We start from the raw sequence: 18626 nt of genomic DNA on the forward strand, positions 1-18626 counted from the left end.
CGACGCAACGCGCGCGGCATACGCTATTTCCGTGTGCGGTCAGGCGACCGCAATGCGTTCGCGCGTTTTCTCGACCCAGGCGTGAGCGGCGAACCATTCATGGTAGATGCGGCAGTGCGGGCAGTAGGCGCGCGAAAAGAATACGGGCATGCGCTGAAAGCGCTCGGCGTCCATTTCCATCCCTGTCTCGATGCTGCGGCCGGTCTGCGGACAACGTATCATGATCTTGCCCATCGCGGTCTCCTGTTCGTGCGCCAGATACGCCGGGGATGCGAAGAAAATGTAATGCTCAGCCGACAGTTTCGTGGCAAAGGTCGGAGTGAATTCCGACCGCGGAACGAAGGGCGTCCGCCGCATCAAAAGCGGGTGAAACGCACTGCAAAATACGGGGCCTGTTGTCGCAACCTGGCACAGCCGCAGCGGCCGGACACGGTAGTTTGAGGACGCGCGGCATGAGCATCACGATCTACGGAATCAAGAACTGCGATACGATGAAGAAGGCGCGCGCCTGGCTCGACGCGCATGGCGTGGATTACGACTTCCACGACTACAAGACGGCCGGCATCGACAAGGCCACTCTCAAAGCGTGGAGCGACGAGGTCGGCTGGGAGGTGCTGCTCAATCGCGCCGGCACCACGTTCAAGAAGCTGCCCGACGCCGACAAGGATGGACTGACCGAGAGCAAGGCGATCGCGCTGATGCTGGCGCAGCCTTCAATGATCAAGCGGCCGGTGCTCGATCTCGGTGGCCGGCGCGTGGTCGGCTTCAAACCCGACATCTACGCCAAGGAGGTCAAGGGCGCGAAGTAGCAGGCCAGAACTGGTAAAATCCAGGCATCGCACCGCCGCGGTCACGAAGGATCATTCTGGCCGCCATGCCGGTGCCAAACCCGCGGGCGGCGAGAACAACGATGGTGGCATGGTATTCTATGTCCACGGGCAAGCTGAAATAGTTTCAATGTCAGGTGCGCGGTGCGCCTTGCGACAGCGTTGCCCACCTTTCTGCCTTGCCTAACTCCCTCGATTGACGGCATATTCCGGCGCGAAGCGGTCTCGGGTGGCGACGAGGAATCGTCCAGCCATCCGGCAGAGCCGCCGTACAGGAAGAAGCGAGGGCCAGGCGCGGTACGCGCCGGCTCGGGGGGAAATCTGTTTGGCTGACGAGTTCATTCTCGAGACCCACGGATTGACGAAGGAATTCGCGGGATTTTTTGCCGTTCGCGATGTTTCGCTCAAGATCCGCCGGGGCACCATTCACGCGCTGATCGGCCCGAACGGGGCCGGCAAGACGACGTGCTTCAACCTGCTGACCAAGTTTCTGCGGCCCTCCGCCGGTAAGATCCTGTACAAGGGTCAGGACATTACGGCCGTGGCGCCGGCCGACGTGGCGCGTCTCGGCCTGGTCCGCTCGTTCCAGATCTCTGCGGTCTTCCCGCATATGACCGCGCTGGAGAACGTCCGCGTCGCGCTGCAGCGGCAGCATGGCGCATCGTTCGATTTCTGGCGCTCCAAGAGCGTGCTGAACCGCTTCAACGGCCGTGCGCTGGAGCTCTTGAACGACGTCGGCCTGAGCGAGTTCGCCAATATTCCGGCGGTCGAAATGCCCTATGGACGCAAGCGGGCGCTGGAGATCGCAACCACGCTGGCGCTCGATCCGGAGATGATGCTGCTGGACGAGCCGATGGCCGGCATGGGCCATGAGGACATCGACAAGATCGCAGGCCTGATCAAGCGCATCTCCGCCAAGTACACCATCCTGATGGTCGAGCATAATCTCAGCGTCGTCGCCAACCTCTCCGACACCATCACCGTGCTGACGCGCGGGCAGGTGCTGACCGAGGGACCGTATTCGGAGCTGTCGAAAGACGAGCGCGTCAAGGAAGCCTATCTGGGGGCCGGACATGGCTGAGGTGATGACGGCAACGAAGCCAGCGCCGGCCGCTGCGGCCGGGACCATTCTCGACGTCAAGAATCTCGAGAGCTGGTACGGCGAATCCCACATTCTGCACGGCATGAACTTCACCGTGAATGCCGGCGAGGTCGTGACCTTGCTCGGACGCAACGGCGCCGGCAAGACCACGACCCTGAAGTCGATCATGGGGATCATCGGCAAGCGCACCGGCTCGGTCGCGTTCAACGGCCGTGAGCTGATCCGCATGACCTCCGACAAGATCGCGCGGCTCGGCATCGCGCTGTGCCCGGAGGAACGCGGCATCTTCGCAAGCCTCGACGTGCGCGAGAACCTCTTGCTGCCGCCGGTGGTGCGGCCGGGCGGGCTCACCCTCGACCAGATCTTCGAGCTGTTTCCGAACCTGAAGGAGCGGCTCAGGAGCCAGGGCACCAAGCTGTCCGGCGGCGAGCAGCAGATGCTGGCGATCGCGCGCATCCTGCGCACCGGCGCCAGCTTCCTGATGCTGGACGAGCCGACCGAGGGGCTCGCGCCCGTCATCATCCAGCAGATCGGCCACACCATCGCGCGGCTGAAGAAGGAGGGCTTCACGATCCTTTTGGTCGAGCAGAACTTCCGTTTCGCCTCGACGGTCGCGGACCGCTACTACGTCGTCGAGCACGGCAAGGTCATCGACGGTTTTGCCAACGCCGATCTGTCCGCCAACATGGACAAGCTGCATACTTATCTCGGCGTCTGACCGGCGCCGGCGACGGTACTTGGAATGTTTTTGGAAAGTGAGACCATGAAGAACAAATTCATCGCGTCGTTGCTGCTGGGGTCGGCGCTCACACTCGCAGCCGGCACCATCGCTTCGGCCGGCGACAAGACGGTCAAGATCGGCGCGCTGTCCGATCAGTCCGGCTTGTATTCGGACCTCGGCGGTCCCGGCTCGACGCTCGCGGCGCAGATGGCGATCGAGGATTCTGGCCTCACGGCCAAGGGTTGGAAGATCGACGTGATCTCGGGCGACCACCAGAACAAGCCCGACATCGGCACCTCGATCGCGCGGCAATGGTTCGACGTCGACAAGGTCGACATCATCGTCGACGTGCCGAATTCAGGCGTGGCGCTGGCCGTCAACAACGTCGTCAAGGAGAAGAACGGCGTCTACATCAATTCAGGTGCTGCGACCTCCGACCTCACCAACGCGCAGTGCTCGCCGAACACGGTGCACTGGACCTACGACACCTACATGCTGGCGCACACCACCGGCCAGGCGCTGGTCAAGGCGGGCGGCTCGACCTGGTTCTTCCTGACCGCGGACTACGCGTTCGGCGCGGCGCTGGAGCGCGACACCACGGCCGTCGTGACCGCCAATGGTGGCAAGGTGATCGGCGGCGTCAAGCATCCGCTCAACACCTCCGACTTCTCCTCATTCCTGCTGCAGGCGCAGTCGTCGAACGCCAAGGTCATCGGGCTGGCCAATGCCGGCGGCGACACCACCAACTCGATCAAGCAGGCGGCCGAGTTCGGCATCACCAAGGGCGGCCAGAAGCTCGCCGCGCTGCTCTTGTTCCTCACCGACGTCAAGTCGATCGGGCTGGACATCGCGCAAGGCCTCAACTTCACCGAGACCTTCTACTGGGACATGAACGATCAGACCCGCGCCTTCTCCGAGCGCTTCGCCAAGCGGATGAAGAACGGCGCGCCGCCGACCATGGTGCAGGCCGGCGTCTATGCCGGTCTCGCGCACTACTTCAAGGCGCTGGATGCGCTTGGCGAGAACCCGCATGACGGCGTCAAGATCGTCGACAAGATGAAGTCGATCCCGACCGAGGATACGCTGTTCGGCAAGGGCGAGATCCAGCCCAACGGCCGCACCATCCACACCGCCTATCTGTTCGAGGTCAAGAAGCCGTCCGAATCGAAGTCGCCGTGGGATCTTTACAAGCTGGTCGGCTCGGTGCCGGGCGACCAGGCCTTCACGCCGCTCGACAAGAGCGCGTGCGCCTTGTTGAAGAAATAGCCGCTGCCGCCCTGGTGGCTGATGCCGCCGGGGCAGCTGTCCTTGCTTACGGAAACGCCGAGAGAAAACAGAACAAGACGATGCAGGCCCTCTACGCACAGCTCCTGGTCGGACTGATCAACGGCTCGTTCTACGCGCTGCTCAGTCTCGGGCTTGCCGTCATCTTCGGCATGCTCAACATCATCAATTTCGCCCATGGCGCGCTCTACATGATGGGTGCATTCTGCGCCTATTTCCTGCTGAACCTCGGCGGCATCAATTACTGGTGGGCGCTGCTGCTGGCGCCGATCATCGTCGGCATCTTCGGCATGACCCTGGAGCGGACCATGCTGCAATGGATCGCCGGCCTCGATCATCTTTACGGGCTGCTACTCACGTTTGGACTGGCGCTGATCATTCAGGGCGTGTTCCAGAACTTCTTCGGCTCGTCCGGCCTGCCTTATGCCATTCCCGATCAGCTCCGTGGCGGCATGAATCTCGGCTTCATGTATTTGCCGGTCTATCGCGGCTGGGTCGTCATCTTCTCTCTGGTCGTGTGTCTGGCGACCTGGTTCCTGATCGAGCGCACCCGGCTCGGGGCCTATCTGCGCGCCGCCACCGAAAATCCGACCCTGGTGCGGGCGTTCGGCATCAACGTGCCGCGCATGATCACGCTCACCTACGGGCTCGGGGTCGGGCTCGCGGCGCTGGCCGGCGTGCTGTCGGCGCCGATCAATCAGGTGCGGCCGCTGATGGGCGAGCACATCATCATCGTCGTGTTCGCGGTGGTCGTGATCGGCGGCATGGGCTCGATCATGGGCTCGATCATCACCGGCTTCGCGCTGGGCGTGATCGAGGGATTGACCAAATATTTCTATCCCGAGGCTTCCAACACCGTGGTCTTCGTTCTGATGGTCCTGGTGTTGCTGGTGAAGCCGACGGGTCTGACCGGACGGGCGGCCTGACATGACATCGATCACCGACGCGACCCTGCCGATCACCCCGCGCGCGATGCGCGACGAGATGATCGTGTTCGTCATCATGGCGGCGCTGCTCGCCATCGTGCCGTGGACCGGGCTGTATCCGTTCTTCGTCATGCAGGCGCTGTGCTTCGCGCTGCTCGCCTGCGCCTTCAATCTCCTGATCGGCTATGGCGGCCTGCTGTCGTTCGGCCACGCGATGTTCCTGGGGACGGCCGGCTATTGCAGCGCGCATGCGCTGAAAGTGTGGGGCCTGCCGCCGGAACTCGGTATCCTCACAGGCGTCGCCGGATCGTTCGTCCTCTCTGTCGTCACCGGCTATATCTCGATCCGCCGCCAGGGCATCTACTTCGCCATGATCACCCTGGCGTTGTCGCAGCTGTTGTATTTCATCTACCTGCAGGCGCCTTTCACCCATGGCGAGGACGGCATCCAGGGCATTCCCCAGGGCCGGATGTTCGGCATCCTCGATCTGTCCAAGCCGACGGTGCTCTATTACGTCGTGCTGGCGGGCTTCCTGGCCGGCTTCCTCTTGATCTTCCGCACCATCAACTCGCCGTTCGGCGAGGTGCTGAAATCGATCCGCGAGAACGAGCAGCGCGCGATCTCGCTGGGTTACAAGACCGACCACTACAAGCTGCTCGCCTTCATTCTGTCGGGGACGCTGGCCGGCTTGGCCGGCGCGTTGAAGGTGTTCGTGGCTCAGAATGCCTCATTGACCGACGTCGAGGTCTCGATGTCCGGGTTGATTGTGCTGATGACCCTGGTCGGCGGCCTTGGGACGGTGTTCGGCCCGGTCGTCGGCGCCTTCGTGATCGTCGGCATGCAGCAATATCTGTCCGGCTTCGGCCAGTGGGTGACGGTCATCCAGGGCGTGATCTTCGTCGCCTGCGTGCTCACCTTCCGCCGCGGCGTGGTCGGGGAACTCGCCCATCTGTTCAAGCGCTCCCTCTAAGTCATTGATTTAGAGAAGAATCATCCGAAAGGTAGAAAGCGGTGGATGATCGCGCCGCCGCTTCTGCTGGCGCGGGATCCGGGATATGACAGTTCTGTGACGGGCCGGCCCTGGCCCGTTTTCGGACCCGATGGATCTCGTCCCATGCTGAACTGGTTTCGCGCCGTCCTCCCGCGGGAGGAGCGGTTTTTCGATTTGTTCGCCCGCCACAACAAGGTGGTGATCCAAGGCGCGCATGCGCTCCAGGACATGTTGCAGGGTGGCGACGACATTCTGGTCCACTGCCAGCGCGTCAGCCAGTTCGAGAACGAGGCCGACAACATCACGCGCGAGGTGCTGACCGCCGTCCGCCGCACCTTCATCACGCCGTTCGACCGCGGCGACATCAAGAACCTGATCACCTCGATGGACGACGCCATCGACCAGATGCAGCAGACCTCCAAGGCCGTGGTGTTGTTCGAGGTCAAGGAATTCGAGCCGACCATGCGTGAGATGGGCACGCTGCTGGTCGAGTGCGCCAACCTGATCGGCAAGGCACTGCCGCTGTTACAGGCGATCGGCCAGAACGTGCCGATGATCACCGCGATCACCGAGGAGATGACCAAGCTGGAAGGCCGGGTCGACGACCTCCACGACATCGGCCTGAAGGAGCTGTACCTCAAGCACCGCAACGCCAATACCATGGACTTCATCGTCGGCGCCGAGATCTACGACCATCTGGAAAAGGTCGCCGACCGTTTCGACGACGTCGCCAACGAGATCAATTCGATCATGATCGAACAGGTCTAGGGCAGGGCCGCGCTGTGGATGCTCCCCTCGGTCTTCCGATCCTGATCGGCCTGATCGGCGTCGCGCTCGCGTTCGACTTCCTGAACGGCCTGCATGACGCCGCCAACTCGATCGCGACCATCGTCTCGACCCGCGTGCTCAAGCCGCAATATGCGGTGTTCTGGGCCGCGTTCTTCAATTTCGTCGCCTTCACGGTGTTCGGCCTTCACGTCGCCCAGACCATCGGCACCGGGATCATCGATCCTGCGATCGTAGATGCGCAGGTGATCTTCGCAGCCCTGGTCGGCGCCATCGTCTGGAACCTGGTGACCTGGGCGGCCGGCATTCCCTCGTCGAGTTCACATGCGCTGATCGGCGGCCTGGTCGGAGCGGGTTTCGCCAAGGCCGGCCTCTCGGCCACGGTCTGGAGCGGCCTGTCGAAGACCGTGCTGGCGATCGTGCTGTCGCCGGTGGTCGGCCTGGTGCTGGCAATGATCCTGGTCGCGATCGTGTCCTGGGCCTCGGTGCGCTCGACGCCGTTCGCGGTCGACCGCGCCTTCCGCATCCTGCAGTTCGCCTCCGCCTCGCTGTATTCGCTCGGCCATGGCGGCAACGATGCGCAGAAGACCATGGGCATCATCGCCGTGCTGCTGTACTCGCAGGGCCATCTCGGCAACGAGTTCACGGTGCCGTTCTGGGTCGTGCTGTCATGCCAGGCGGCGATGGCGCTCGGCACCCTGATGGGCGGCTGGCGGATCGTCCGCACCATGGGCCTGCGCATCACCAAGCTGAACCCGATGCAGGGCTTCTGCGCCGAGACCGGCGGCGCGATCACGCTGTTCCTGGCGACCTTCCTCGGTGTGCCCGTCTCCACCACTCACACCATCACCGGTGCCATCGTCGGCGTCGGTGCGGCCCGGCGCGCCTCGGCAGTGCGCTGGAACGTGGCCGGATCGATCGTCTATGCCTGGATCTTCACGATTCCGGCTTCCGCCATCGTCTCGGCGCTGACGTTCTGGCTGGTGTCGGTGCTCCGGCACTGACGAGCTCCGAGAGCGCCGTTCGGAGGTGTTTGGGGCCTCATGGTTCGAGACGCGCCGCAAGGGCGGCGCTCCTCACCATGAGGGGCAAAAGCCGAGGCACTGCACACCGGACCATGAACACGCCGAGAGGCGTGTTCATGGAGAGGGTTGGCGCCGAGGCCGGCCCCGCACGTAGACTGCTCATGGAGAGGGGCGGCGTCGAATCTCGCCGCAACCTCGCCACGCATTCCGACCTCGTCCTGAGGAGCGCGCCGCTTGGCGCGCGTCTCGAAGGACGGCCGCGGAGCAGGGCTTGGCCCGTACGGTGAACTCCCCGGTTGGAGTTGCGGTGCAAAACGCCTATATGGAGGGCGCGCGGCGGCCGTGAGCCCGCGCTTTTCCCAAGACATCGCCCGCTCTCTGGCCCTGAAACGACGTCCGCCGCCCCATGTCCGATACCGCCGTCACCACCGACCAGCCGTCCCGCTCGCCACTGTCCGACGAGGTGGCGCGCCGGCGCACCTTTGCCATCATCTCGCATCCGGACGCCGGCAAGACCACCTTGACCGAGAAGCTGCTGCTGTTCGGCGGCGCGATCAACCTCGCCGGGCAGGTCAAGGCCAAGGGCGAGCGCCGCAACACCCGCTCGGACTGGATGAAGATCGAGCGCGAGCGCGGCATCTCCGTCGTCACCTCGGTGATGACCTTCGAATTCGAGGGGCTGGTCTTCAACCTGCTGGACACGCCGGGCCACGAGGACTTTTCCGAAGACACCTACCGGACGCTGACTGCGGTCGACTCGGCCGTGATGGTGATCGACGCCGCCAAGGGCATCGAGGCGCGCACCCGAAAACTGTTCGAAGTCTGCCGCCTGCGCGACATTCCGATCATCACCTTCATCAACAAGATGGACCGCGAGAGCCGCGACACCTTCGATCTGCTCGACGAAATCGAGAAGACCCTGGCGCTCGACACCACGCCGATGACCTGGCCCGTGGGGCGCGGCCGCGACTTCATCGGCACCTATGACATCCGCGACGGCGGCGTGCGCCTGCTCGAAGGCGGCGGCGCCAAGACCGGCGCCGCGCAGCAGATCGAGATCTCCGAGCTCGGCAAGATCAACGCCAATCTCGACATGACCCAGATCACCGACGAGCTCGAGCTGGTCAAGGAAGCCTGCAAGCCGTTCGAGCTGGAGGCGTTTCGCGAGGGACATCTGACGCCGGTCTATTTCGGCAGCGCGCTGCGCAATTTCGGCGTCGGCGACCTGCTGGAAGGCCTCGGCCGCTACGCGCCGTCGCCGCGCGCGCAGGAGTCGAACCTGCGCAAGGTCGACGCCGCCGAGCCGCGCATGAGCGCCTTCGTGTTCAAGATCCAGGCGAACATGGATCCGAACCACCGCGACCGCATCGCGTTTGCGCGGCTGTGCTCGGGCCGGCTCAACCGCGGCATGAAGGCGAAGCTGGTGCGCACCGGCAAGGCCATGCCGCTGTCGAGCCCGCAATTCTTCTTCGCGCAGGACCGCTCGGTCGCCGACGAAGCCTTTGCCGGCGACGTCGTCGGCATTCCCAACCATGGGTCTTTGCGCATCGGCGATACGCTGACCGAGGGCGAGGACCTGACCTTCGTCGGCGTGCCGAGCTTCGCGCCGGAAATCGTCCGCCGCGTCCGCCTCACCGACGCGATGAAGGCGAAGAAGCTGAAGGAGGCGCTGCAGCAGATGTCTGAGGAGGGCGTCGTGCAGGTGTTCCGGCCGCGCGACGGCGCGCCGGCCCTGGTCGGCGTGGTCGGTCCGCTGCAGCTCGACGTGCTCAAGGCGCGGCTCGATGCCGAATACTCACTGCCCGTCGAGTTCGAGATCTCCGAGTTCTCGCTGGCGCGCTGGATCTCCTGCGACGACAAGAAGAAGCTCGAGGCGTTCATCGCCTCCAACAATTCCGGCGTCGCCGACGACGTCGATGGTGATCCGGTGTTCCTCGCCAAGAACGAGTTCTATCTCGGCTACACCAAGGAGCGCGCCGAAGGCATCGTGTTCTCCAACGTCAAGGACGTGAAGAAGAAGGCGTAGGGCTTCGCGCCTTCGTCATTCCGGGACATCGCGAAGCCATGAGCCCGGAATCCATTTCCGCCTCTTGCCCCGGCGCCCGATGGATTTCGGGCTCGCCCTGCGAGTGCCCTTGAATGACGCGTGCAGGGGTCGGACGGCTATCGAAAACTGACAGCGGCCCTGCTGCCCGGCGTTATGAGCGGGGTGCGTAAAGAGTCCGCCATCTGGCGTCGAGCTTGTCGCATTCGCGAATCCGTCGCGAATATTGGCATCTCGATCGTGTGATGCGACGAGCAACGACTGTCTTGAAAAGATAACACTCCGTGCTATAGTACTATGTATTAGGAGCTGGCCTCCGTTGCGGATATTCAAAGTCAGGGTCTTTGCTCGACTTGCCCGCCGCGCAGGGATTTCTGACGCAAGCCTCGTCCAGGCTGTCGCGGATGCCGAGCGCGGTCTCATCGAAGCAGACCTCGGTGGTGGTGTGATCAAGCAGCGGGTGGCACGTCCCGGGGCAGGCAAATCCGGCGGATATCGCGTGTTGCTTGCCTATCGCACGAAAACGATGTCGATATTCCTGCATGTCTTTGCCAAGAGCGACATCGGCAATATCGGGGTGGACGAACTAAGAACCTTGAGAGACATCGCACGCTATTGGTTGCAGGCCTCCTCCAAGACGATCGACGGAGCGGTGGCGGATGGCAATCTACTGGAGATGGAGCGCGAAGGTGGGAAAGAGAACAAAAACGAAAACTAGGACTGGCCCGCTTGGGGCAGCCGCGCACGACGTCCGCAGGCCTTCGAAGCTCAAGTCAACCGCGCGTCGGTCGAACATCGTCGATGAAAAACCGACGTTGCCGAAAACGGCCCGGAAAACGGCCGGCTCCCTGGCCGCGTCTCTGCTGGAGACCGCCAGAGACATGTATGAATCCGGCGTCATGGACAAAGCGGGTTACGAGAAGATCACCTTGCGCCACTTGGGAGCGGGGATCGAGACGTCTTTTGTCCAGCGGCTCTCGGCCGGTGAAATCCGCAAGTTGCGCGAGCGCGCAAACATGAGCCAGGGCGTCTTCGCCAAGGTCTTGAACATCACGCCTGGTTACGTTTCACAGTTGGAACGCGGCGACAAGGTGCCGACTGGCTCGACGCTTGCCATGCTCAATGTGATCAAGCGTAAAGGCATCGATGCGATCTTGTGATCGGATCAATCGAGGTCGCTCAGGCCCCAGCTTTCGATCCAAGCGCCTTTCAATTCAAGACGATTTTGATCGCGTGAGGGCTCGTCGTTGGAGGCTTGTACGCTCACAGCTCGATGATCCCCCGCCGCGCCGCATGGGCCACGGCATCCGTCCGGCCGGTGGCATCGAGTTTGTCGAGCAGTGAGCCGACGTGGAATTTCGCGGTGTGCACGGAGATGCCGAGGCTGCGCGCGATCTCCTTGTTGGAGCAGCCCTCGGCCATCAGCGCCAGCACGTCGCGCTCGCGCGCGGTGAGCTGGAACGTATCGCTCCTGCGATCGCCGATAGCGCTGCGCTCGGCGGTGTCACCGCTGTCGGGGCCCACGACCGCGACATCGGCGCTCTCGTCGGGCGCGACGAGCCGGAGGCCGGCGATGCCGCCGAGCAGCGCCGCCAGCCGGTCGGCGAGTTCGGCATCGTCGACGGCAATTGCGATCGTGATCGGCGCGCGCTCGTCCTCGCTCACGCCGGCCTCTCACCGATCGTCAGCGCAACGCGCATCGTCTCGCCGCCGCGCAGCGCCGCCACTTCGACCACCGCGCCGACGCTGTCGGGGCCGAGTTCGCGCATCAAGGCGCGCATGCCGCTGAATGGCTCATGGTTGAGCGCCGTGATGACGTCGCCCTGGCGCAGCCCGGCGGTGGCGGCCGGACCGTTCTTGTCGACACTCATGATCATCGCGCCGAGGCCGTCGTCGAGCTTCACCGGCTGCAGTCCGGCGCCGAGATAGCCGCGCGCGATGCGGCCGTGCGTCTCGAGCTTCGCGGCGACCCGTTCGATCGTGGCCGCTGGAATGAGGAGCGTGCGGCGCGGCCCGCGCACGGCCATGCCGATCGCGTGACCGTAAGCGTTGAGCACCAGGCCGCCTTCGGAGCTGTGCCGCAGCCTGATGTCGAGCTCGATCCGCGCATTGATGTCGCCGCCGCGCAAGCTGCGCCAGGGACCGGCGGATTTCGACACAATCGCGAGCGCGGCCGTTGGCATGCCGTGCTCAGCAGCGGCGATGACCGCGAGCGAGCCGAGCGCGGGCATCTCGCCGGAGAGCTGGGCCGGTCCCGCAGCGCCGCCATCGAAGCGGAGCAGGGCGATGTCGGTGGTATGGTCGCGGCCCGCCACCGTGGCCGGCCTTTGCGTGCCATCGGCAAAGACGAGCACGATTTCGCCTTCGTCCGCCAGCGCCTCGTCGGCGGTGACGACAAGGCCCGGCTTCCAGACGAAGCCCGTGGCGCGGCTGCGGTGCGAGGAGACGGTGAGGACCGCAGGCGCGGCTTGCGCGACGGCAGTCGTCAATGCCGACGATAGCGAGGCGAGGGTGGATGGATCGGGCATGGGACGCTCCAGAATGGGTCTGGTCCCAATTTGGCGTCTCCGAAGCGGTTTCGAAACTACCCGATCAGGTAGTCGACCAGCTTCAGAGCGTCGTCCGCGCCTTCGGCAGCGGGAACGCAAGGTCGCCATGCTTCGACGTCTTCAGCCCGAGCCCGACCAGCGCCTCCGCGAAGCGTACGGCGGCGGCGACGCCGTCGATCACGGGAATGCCGAGTTCGGTGGAGAGGTCATGTGCGAGATCCGCCATGCCCGCGCAGCCGAGCACGATGGCGCCGATGCCGTCCTGATCGCGCGCGGCGCGGCATTCGCCGAGCAGGGTGCCGCGCACATTGGCCTCGGGCTTGTCGAGATCGAGCACGGCGACGTCGACCGCGCGCACCTTTCGGCAATGCTGCTCCATGCCGTAATTGCGCACCAGGTGCTCGGCGATCACCTTGGTCCGCGACAAGGTCGTGACGATGCTGAAATGGGTGGCGACGAAGCTCGCCGCGTGCATCGCGGCTTCGGCAATGCCGAGCACGGGCACGGCCGACAATTCGCGCGCCGCGAGCAGGCCGGGATCGCCGAAGCAGGCGATCACATGGGCGTGGCAGCCGTCGGCGTCCCCGGCCTCGACCTGCTGGAGCATGCCGACCGCGGCGATCGCCTCGTCGTAGTGGCCCTCGATCGAGGCGGCGCCGAACCGCGCGGTGCGCCCGACGATCCGCGTCGTCGGGCTGGCGCTCGCCTGGGCCGCTCTTGCGATCAGTTCGGTCATCGTTGCCGTCATGTTGGGGTTGATGACGTTGATCACGGTCTCGCTGGGGCGGCTCATCGGTGCGTCCGTCTGTTGTCGTATCCTGCCGTGTTCTAGCCGAGTTCCGCTGTTACGGTCGAGGGCCGTGCGCGTCACCGGAACGCGCAGACGTGAACGGGATTGAGCTTGCGAATTCCGCCGTCGGAACCAACTCAGATTTATCAGATCCCGAGAGTCCCATGCTTCGTGTCGTCGTGCTCCTCCTGATGATGGCGGCCGCTTGCGCCCCCGCCGACGCGCGCCGGCGGCAGATCAACCCGGTGCCGTTCGCGCACACGCCGTGCAGCGTGCTCGACGAACAGCCGTGCACGCCCTCGTTCTGCAGCGTCTACGGGCCGTGGCCGTGCATTCCGGAGGTGAACTATCCGTACGGGCAGAACCTGCAGCTGACGATCGAGAGCAGGCCTCCCAAGGACCAGGCCGCCAAATACCAGAAGCCGGATCACGATCTCGACACGATCGGCGATCTGTTCGCACAATTGCGCTCCTGCTGGGCACCGCCGCCGGATGACAGCGCGCGCGCCGGCATGCAGATGACGGTGCGCTTCAGCTTCAAGCGGACGGGCGAGATGATCGCGCCGCCGCGCCTGACCTTCGCGACGTCAGGTGTCTCGGCGGACACCCGCTCGACTTATCTGAAGGCAATCAATGCCTCGCTCGACGCCTGCCTGCCGCTCAAGTTCACCGCAGGGCTCGGCGGCGCGCTCGCCGGGCGGCCGATCGCGATCCGCTACGTCGACAACCGCGACCTGAAGACGACGTCGCAGCAGCAATAGTCCGACGTTGCGGCACGATATTTCTTGCCGTGCGAACGATCCCATCGCGAGATGGGACGGATCGTGATCTCCGCGCCACGTTGCGGGAGCGCCCGGAGAAATGATACCGATGCCCACGCAACGGGTCGCGTGCATGCGAAGGGGGACGCCGTGGGACTTCCGGTGATGGTGGTGGGGCTGGTGCTGTTTCTCGGCGCCCATGTGTTCACGACCCGGCGCCAGGCGCGCGCCCAGGTCATCGCGCGGCTGGGCGAGGGCACCTACAAGCTCGTCTACACCATCGTCGCGCTCGCCGGCCTCGCTTTGATCGTCTGGGGCTTTGCCGAGTACCGCAATGGCGGCGGCTGGATCCAGGTCTGGACGCCCCCGAAGGCGCTCAAGCACATCAATCTCGCGCTGATGCTGCCGGCCGTGATCATGGTCGTCGCCGCCTATATCCGCGGCCGCATCTACACCGCGCTCAAGCACCCGATGCTGGCCGGCGTGAAGCTGTGGGCATTCGGCCACCTGCTGAGCAATGGCGATCTCGGCGGCATCATCCTGTTCGGCTCGATCCTCGCCTGGGCCGTGTTCGACCGCATCTCGCTGAAGCGGCGCACCGACGCCGGCGGGCCGCCGATCCCGGTCGGCGGCGTCGGCAACGACATCATTGCGGTGGTTGTCGGCATCGTCGTCTATCTCGCGCTGGCCTTCGCGTTCCATCCCGTCGTGCTCGGCATTCCCATCATGGGGGGGTAGCGGTGTCGGTGCAGTCGACCATCCGCCGCAAGACGGCGCCCGAGATCCGCGCCCGCAAGGGCGGGGAGCCGATCGTGATGCTGACCTCCTACCACGCCCATACCGCGGCCCTGGTGGACCGCCATTGCGATGTCATCCTGGTCGGCGATTCCCTCGGGAACGTGATGCACGGCTTCGAGACCACGGTGCCGGTGACCCTGGAGATGATGATCCTGCAGGGCTGCGCCGTCATGCGCGGCTCGCGCCAGGCGCTGGTCGTGGTCGACATGCCGTTCGGCTCCTACGAGGCGTCGAAGGAGCAGGCCTTTCATGCGGCGGTGCGGATCCTGAAGGAGACGCAATGCGGCGCGGTCAAGCTCGAGGGCGGCGAACGGATGGCCGAGACGGTCGCCTTCCTCAGCGCGCGCGGCATTCCAGTGATGGGCCATATCGGCCTGACGCCGCAATCGATCAACACACTCGGCTCGTTCCGTGCGCAGGGCCGCGACGAGGCGGATTGGGCCGCGATCGAGAACGACGCTGCGGCGATCGCCCAGGCCGGTGCGTTCTCGGTGGTGATCGAGGCCGTGGCCGAGCCGCTGGCACGCAGGATTACACAGCAGGTCGCGATCCCCACCATCGGTATCGGCGCCAGCGCCGCCTGCGACGGCCAGGTGCTGGTGCTGGAGGACATGCTCGGCCTGTCGCCGCGCGCACCGAAATTCGTCCGCCGCTACGGCAATCTCGGTCCGGCGATCGACGAGGCGGTCGAACGCTACGCAGCCGACGTGCGCGCTCGCGCCTTTCCGGCGGCGGAACATGTCTATGGCATGAAGGCCAGGACCTGACGGCTCGGTCGTCATGCGGACCGTCGTCGCGAACGCGGCGGCATGCCACGGGGCCCCTTGCGGCGACGCGAGATAGCCAAGCGCAACAGCTGTTGGTTATGTTGGTCGGATCCGCATCGCGGTGACCAACGACAAGAAGCCGAGCGCGAGGACATGCCATGGACTGGTCGACCTATGTAACGCCGCCGCTGCGCCTCGAGCAGCGGTTCGGCGACCGGGTGGTGCCGCTGTTCAAGACGCGGCCGGCGGGTATCTGGGCCATGGTCGAGGACGCGGCAGCGCGCAATGGCGACGGCGAGGCACTGGTCTGTGGACCTGTCCGACTGTCGTGGCGCGAGGCCCAGGCGATTGCGGCGCGGATCGCGGGCGGGCTGCAGGCGAGGGGACTGGGCAGGGGCGACCGGCTGGCGCTGCTGCTCGGCAACCGCGTCGAATTCGTGCTGACGCTGTTCGCGGCCGCCAGGCTCGGCCTGATCACGGTGCTGTTGTCGACGCGGCAGCAGACGCCGGAAATCGCCTATGTACTGAACGATTGCGGCGCCCGGCTGCTGCTGCACGAGGCCGTGCTGGCCGACCGGCTGCCGGCCGCAAGCGAGACGACTGGATTGTTGCAGCGCATCGCCGTCGACAACGATCCCGCACGATCCGGCTTTGCGGCGCTCGCCGATCATGCGCAGCAGATCGACGCGTCCGCCGTGGTCGAAGAGGACACCGCGATGATCCTCTACACCTCGGGCACCACCGGCCGGCCCAAGGGCGCGATGCTCGCCCATGGCAACATCGTACACGCCTCGATGATCTACGAGGCCTGCCTCGGACTGACGCAAGCCGACCGCTCGATCGCGGCGGTGCCGCTCGGCCATGTGACGGGCGTCGTCGCCAACATCACCAGCATGGCGCGCTGTGCCGGCACCTTGATCATCATGCCGGAGTTCAAGGCCGGCGAATATCTCAAGCTCGCCGCGCGCGAGCGTGTGACCTACACCGTCATTCCGGCGATGTACAATCTCTGCCTGCTGCAGTCCGACTTCGACAGCCACGACCTCTCGTCCTGGCGTATCGGCGGCTTCGGAGGCGCGCCGATGCCGGTGGCCACGATCGAGAAGCTGGCGGCGAAGATCCCCGGTCTGCGGCTGGTGAATGCCTACGGCTCGACCGAGACCACCTCGCCATCGACCCTGATGCCGCCGGATCTCACGGCCCGCCACATCGACAGCGTCGGGCTGCCGTGCCCCGGTGCGAGCATCCTGATCATGGACGCCGAGGGCCGCGAACTGCCGCGCGGCGAGATCGGCGAGATCTGGATCGGCGGCGGCCAGGTCATCAAGGGCTATTGGAACAAGCCCGAAGCCACCGCCGAGAGCTTCACCGCCGGCTATTGGCACTCCGGCGACCTCGGCTCCATCGATGCGGACAATTTCGTGCGGGTGTTCGACCGCCAGAAGGACATGATCAACCGCGGCGGGCTGAAGATCTATTCGGCGGAGGTCGAATCCGTGCTGGCCGCACATCCCGCCGTGATCGAGAGCGCGATCGTCGCCAGACCATGCCCGGTGCTCGGTGAGCGGGTCCATGCCGTGGTGGTCACGCGAGAGCCTGCGAGCGCCGAGGCCCTGCGCAGCTGGTGCCGCGAGCGGCTCTCGGACTATAAGGTCCCGGACACCCTGGTCGTGACGGCGGACCCTTTGCCGCGCAACGCCAACGGCAAGGTGATGAAACGGCAGTTGCGCGACGCCTTGACGGCATGATAGCGGCCTTCGTCCAGTGTGGCGGCTGCGGGACGGGGGTAACGCCTTGATTCGGCTGGACTCGCCTTGCCACCGCCATACCGATACGGTATCGGCGCCGACGTGCGGGTGATGGCGGCTCGCGCGGCACTTCAAATCGTTTCGCGCGCGCTCGCGGCGAATCTGACGGGATGTCATTAAGTGTCTGAATTTATTGATGAAGTAGATGAAGAGGTCCGCCGGGAACAGCTCAAGAAGCTGTGGGACCGCTATTCGCTCCTCATCATTGCGGTCGCGGTGCTGATCATCGCGGGCGTCGGCGGCTGGCGCGGCTATTCCTATCTCGAGGCCAAGAAGGCGGCCGAGGCCGGCACGGCGTTCAACAAGGCCATCGAACTCTCCGAACAGAACAAGCACGCCGAGGCCGAGAAGGCGTTCGCCGAGGTCGCCGCCACCGCCCCCTCCGGATACCGCATGCTGGCCCGCTTCCACCAGGCCGCCGAGGCCGCGGAGCGCGACAAGGCCGCCGCCGTGAAGCTGTATGACGAGCTCGCCGCCGATCGCAGCATCGGCGCCGAGCAGCAGTCGATGGCGCGCCTGCGTGCCGCGGGCCTCCTGGTCGACACCGCGACCTATGGCGACCTCAAGCCGCGCCTCGAAGGCGAGACCGCGCCGGGGGCGCCGTTCCGCCATGCCGCCCGCGAGCTGCTGGCGCTGTCGGCCTGGAAGGCCAATGACGCCGCCGCGGCCCGCCAGTGGCTGGACATGATTTCGCTGGACGGCGAGACCCCGCCTGGCCTGCGCTCGCGCGCCGAGGCCCTGCAGGCGCTGCTGCCTGCCGTTGCCAAGAGCTGATCGCAGCGACGCGACGGCGAAACTGAGTTTGATCGGAAGATGACGACCATGCGCCGCCCCCAACGCCTCATCGCCCTGACCGTCCTCGCCGCGCTCACGGGCGTGCTCGGCGGCTGCGCCAGCGGCGGCAGCTTTGACCCGTCGGACATGCTCGACTTCCTCGACACCAAGAAGAAGCTGCCGGGCGATCGCAAGCCGGTGTTCCCCGAAGGTGTGCCCGGTCTGGAGCAGGGCGTGCCGAAGGACCTCTACAAGGGCGCGCAGCAGCAGCAGATGACCGATCCAGGCGCGCCGCAGGCAGCGGCTCCGCCGCCGCCCCCTGCAGAGGAGCCGAAAGGTAAGAAGGGGGCCAAGAGCCAGCGGCAGGCTGCCGTGAGCAATCCGGCTCCCGCCGATCCGCAGGACGGCGAGGCCGCCGCGGTCGAGGGGGGCGCCGCGGGCGTTCCACCCGCTCCGAAGCCGAAGAAGATCGCCCGCCGCCGCACCACGGCGCCGCCGGCCGATGACCCGGCTCCCGCGCAGCAGCCAGCCCAGCAGTCCGGCAGCGCGTTCCCGGCGCCGATGCCGAGCGGCTCCTTCAGCCGTTGAGCCCGTCCGCCGGTCACGCGGATCGGCTGTTTCGGTTTTGCGGCCGAATGCGCTAAAGCTGCGCGCACACGCGCACGGATCAATC

Annotated in this window: 21 protein-coding genes; 17 read left to right on the forward strand and 4 right to left on the reverse strand. The window is 65.3% G+C overall.

Annotated elements, in window-relative coordinates; all coding sequences use genetic code 11:
• Positions 1–39 precede the first annotated feature (39 nt).
• Positions 40–234, reverse strand: a complete 195-nt coding sequence (locus tag ACQR1B_RS23870) for a hypothetical protein (RefSeq protein ID WP_434834006.1) — start codon at positions 232–234, stop codon at positions 40–42.
• A gap of 218 nt (positions 235–452) precedes the next feature.
• Here ACQR1B_RS23870 and ACQR1B_RS23875 point away from each other — a divergent pair, with 218 nt between their 5' ends.
• The 11 genes from ACQR1B_RS23875 to ACQR1B_RS23925 all read left to right on the forward strand — a co-directional run bounded on the left by ACQR1B_RS23875 (position 453) and on the right by ACQR1B_RS23925 (position 10866).
• Positions 453–809 carry an ArsC family reductase gene (locus ACQR1B_RS23875; RefSeq protein WP_434834007.1) on the forward strand — a complete coding sequence of 119 codons (357 nt, stop codon included), beginning with the start codon at positions 453–455 and terminating at the stop codon, positions 807–809.
• Between the two features lie 343 nt (positions 810–1152).
• Positions 1153–1908 (forward strand): ABC transporter ATP-binding protein, encoded by a 756-nt coding sequence (locus ACQR1B_RS23880; RefSeq protein WP_434834008.1) that lies wholly within the window; start codon positions 1153–1155, stop codon positions 1906–1908.
• Positions 1901–2647 carry an ABC transporter ATP-binding protein gene (locus tag ACQR1B_RS23885; protein WP_434834009.1) on the forward strand — a complete coding sequence of 249 codons (747 nt, stop codon included), beginning with the start codon at positions 1901–1903 and terminating at the stop codon, positions 2645–2647. Before ACQR1B_RS23880 ends, ACQR1B_RS23885 begins: the two co-directional genes overlap by 8 nt.
• A gap of 45 nt (positions 2648–2692) precedes the next feature.
• Entirely contained in the window at positions 2693–3916 is a 1224-nt protein-coding gene (locus ACQR1B_RS23890) for an ABC transporter substrate-binding protein (RefSeq protein ID WP_434834010.1), read from the forward strand.
• An 80-nt stretch (positions 3917–3996) separates the two neighbouring features.
• Positions 3997–4860 (forward strand): branched-chain amino acid ABC transporter permease, encoded by an 864-nt coding sequence (locus tag ACQR1B_RS23895; RefSeq protein ID WP_434834011.1) that lies wholly within the window; start codon positions 3997–3999, stop codon positions 4858–4860.
• A gap of 1 nt (position 4861) precedes the next feature.
• A complete protein-coding gene (locus ACQR1B_RS23900; protein WP_434834012.1) occupies positions 4862–5830 on the forward strand; it encodes a branched-chain amino acid ABC transporter permease in 969 nt (322 codons plus the stop codon).
• A gap of 144 nt (positions 5831–5974) precedes the next feature.
• Complete coding sequence (locus ACQR1B_RS23905) at positions 5975–6619, forward strand: DUF47 domain-containing protein (protein WP_434834013.1); 645 nt, start codon at positions 5975–5977, stop codon at positions 6617–6619.
• Between the two features lie 14 nt (positions 6620–6633).
• The gene (locus ACQR1B_RS23910) at positions 6634–7641 is read left to right on the forward strand and encodes an anion permease (protein WP_434834014.1); all 1008 of its coding nucleotides are present in this window, start codon (positions 6634–6636) and stop codon (positions 7639–7641) included.
• A gap of 427 nt (positions 7642–8068) precedes the next feature.
• Positions 8069–9688 carry a peptide chain release factor 3 gene (locus ACQR1B_RS23915; protein ID WP_434834015.1) on the forward strand — a complete coding sequence of 540 codons (1620 nt, stop codon included), beginning with the start codon at positions 8069–8071 and terminating at the stop codon, positions 9686–9688.
• Between the two features lie 337 nt (positions 9689–10025).
• Positions 10026–10424 carry a type II toxin-antitoxin system RelE/ParE family toxin gene (locus ACQR1B_RS23920; protein WP_434834016.1) on the forward strand — a complete coding sequence of 133 codons (399 nt, stop codon included), beginning with the start codon at positions 10026–10028 and terminating at the stop codon, positions 10422–10424.
• Positions 10366–10866: a helix-turn-helix domain-containing protein gene (locus ACQR1B_RS23925; RefSeq protein WP_434834017.1), complete on the forward strand. Its 501-nt coding sequence runs from the start codon at positions 10366–10368 to the stop codon at positions 10864–10866. The genes ACQR1B_RS23920 and ACQR1B_RS23925 overlap by 59 nt, the downstream gene beginning before the upstream one ends.
• A 103-nt stretch (positions 10867–10969) precedes the next feature.
• Here the strand turns inward: ACQR1B_RS23925 and ACQR1B_RS23930 are convergent, their stop codons facing one another.
• The 3 genes from ACQR1B_RS23930 to ACQR1B_RS23940 form a co-directional block, all read right to left on the reverse strand.
• Positions 10970–11371: a response regulator transcription factor gene (locus ACQR1B_RS23930; protein ID WP_434834018.1), complete on the reverse strand. Its 402-nt coding sequence runs from the start codon at positions 11369–11371 to the stop codon at positions 10970–10972.
• Complete coding sequence (locus ACQR1B_RS23935) at positions 11368–12234, reverse strand: S1C family serine protease (protein ID WP_434834019.1); 867 nt, start codon at positions 12232–12234, stop codon at positions 11368–11370. The genes ACQR1B_RS23930 and ACQR1B_RS23935 overlap by 4 nt, the downstream gene beginning before the upstream one ends.
• An 82-nt stretch (positions 12235–12316) precedes the next feature.
• Positions 12317–13048, reverse strand: a complete 732-nt coding sequence (locus ACQR1B_RS23940) for an aspartate/glutamate racemase family protein (protein ID WP_434834020.1) — start codon at positions 13046–13048, stop codon at positions 12317–12319.
• Between the two features lie 161 nt (positions 13049–13209).
• Between ACQR1B_RS23940 and ACQR1B_RS23945 the strand changes: the two genes are divergently transcribed.
• The 6 genes from ACQR1B_RS23945 to ACQR1B_RS23970 all read left to right on the forward strand — a co-directional run bounded on the left by ACQR1B_RS23945 (position 13210) and on the right by ACQR1B_RS23970 (position 18541).
• Positions 13210–13806, forward strand: a complete 597-nt coding sequence (locus ACQR1B_RS23945; RefSeq protein ID WP_434834021.1) for a hypothetical protein — start codon at positions 13210–13212, stop codon at positions 13804–13806.
• A 150-nt stretch (positions 13807–13956) separates the two neighbouring features.
• The gene (locus tag ACQR1B_RS23950) at positions 13957–14544 is read left to right on the forward strand and encodes an NnrU family protein (RefSeq protein ID WP_434834022.1); all 588 of its coding nucleotides are present in this window, start codon (positions 13957–13959) and stop codon (positions 14542–14544) included.
• A 2-nt stretch (positions 14545–14546) separates the two neighbouring features.
• Positions 14547–15371 (forward strand): 3-methyl-2-oxobutanoate hydroxymethyltransferase, encoded by an 825-nt coding sequence (panB, locus tag ACQR1B_RS23955; RefSeq protein ID WP_434834023.1) that lies wholly within the window; start codon positions 14547–14549, stop codon positions 15369–15371.
• Between the two features lie 158 nt (positions 15372–15529).
• A complete protein-coding gene (locus ACQR1B_RS23960; RefSeq protein ID WP_434834024.1) occupies positions 15530–17119 on the forward strand; it encodes a class I adenylate-forming enzyme family protein in 1590 nt (529 codons plus the stop codon).
• Between the two features lie 180 nt (positions 17120–17299).
• Entirely contained in the window at positions 17300–17953 is a 654-nt protein-coding gene (locus ACQR1B_RS23965; protein WP_434834025.1) for a tetratricopeptide repeat protein, read from the forward strand.
• A 48-nt stretch (positions 17954–18001) separates the two neighbouring features.
• Positions 18002–18541, forward strand: coding sequence for a hypothetical protein (locus ACQR1B_RS23970; RefSeq protein ID WP_434834026.1), 540 nt, complete (start codon positions 18002–18004; stop codon positions 18539–18541).
• Positions 18542–18626: the final 85 nt, after the last annotated feature.

It is taken from the genome of Bradyrhizobium oligotrophicum (genome assembly GCF_051168495.1).
Taxonomy (GTDB): Bacteria; Pseudomonadota; Alphaproteobacteria; order Rhizobiales; family Xanthobacteraceae; genus Bradyrhizobium; species Bradyrhizobium oligotrophicum_A.

Excerpts from the sequence above, each read along its gene's own strand:
- ACQR1B_RS23870 (WP_434834006.1), bottom strand. The coding sequence starts at position 234 with ATGGGCAAGATCATGATACGTTGTCCGCAGACCGGCCGCAGCATCGAG.
- ACQR1B_RS23875 (WP_434834007.1), top strand. The coding sequence starts at position 453 with ATGAGCATCACGATCTACGGAATCAAGAACTGCGATACGATGAAGAAG.
- ACQR1B_RS23885 (WP_434834009.1), top strand. The coding sequence starts at position 1,901 with ATGGCTGAGGTGATGACGGCAACGAAGCCAGCGCCGGCCGCTGCGGCC.
- ACQR1B_RS23890 (WP_434834010.1), top strand. The coding sequence starts at position 2,693 with ATGAAGAACAAATTCATCGCGTCGTTGCTGCTGGGGTCGGCGCTCACA.
- ACQR1B_RS23895 (WP_434834011.1), top strand. The coding sequence starts at position 3,997 with ATGCAGGCCCTCTACGCACAGCTCCTGGTCGGACTGATCAACGGCTCG.
- ACQR1B_RS23900 (WP_434834012.1), top strand. The coding sequence starts at position 4,862 with ATGACATCGATCACCGACGCGACCCTGCCGATCACCCCGCGCGCGATG.
- ACQR1B_RS23905 (WP_434834013.1), top strand. The coding sequence starts at position 5,975 with ATGCTGAACTGGTTTCGCGCCGTCCTCCCGCGGGAGGAGCGGTTTTTC.
- ACQR1B_RS23915 (WP_434834015.1), top strand. The coding sequence starts at position 8,069 with ATGTCCGATACCGCCGTCACCACCGACCAGCCGTCCCGCTCGCCACTG.
- ACQR1B_RS23925 (WP_434834017.1), top strand. The coding sequence starts at position 10,366 with ATGGCAATCTACTGGAGATGGAGCGCGAAGGTGGGAAAGAGAACAAAA.
- ACQR1B_RS23935 (WP_434834019.1), bottom strand. The coding sequence starts at position 12,234 with ATGCCCGATCCATCCACCCTCGCCTCGCTATCGTCGGCATTGACGACT.
- ACQR1B_RS23940 (WP_434834020.1), bottom strand. The coding sequence starts at position 13,048 with ATGAGCCGCCCCAGCGAGACCGTGATCAACGTCATCAACCCCAACATG.
- ACQR1B_RS23945 (WP_434834021.1), top strand. The coding sequence starts at position 13,210 with ATGCTTCGTGTCGTCGTGCTCCTCCTGATGATGGCGGCCGCTTGCGCC.
- ACQR1B_RS23960 (WP_434834024.1), top strand. The coding sequence starts at position 15,530 with ATGGACTGGTCGACCTATGTAACGCCGCCGCTGCGCCTCGAGCAGCGG.
- ACQR1B_RS23970 (WP_434834026.1), top strand. The coding sequence starts at position 18,002 with ATGCGCCGCCCCCAACGCCTCATCGCCCTGACCGTCCTCGCCGCGCTC.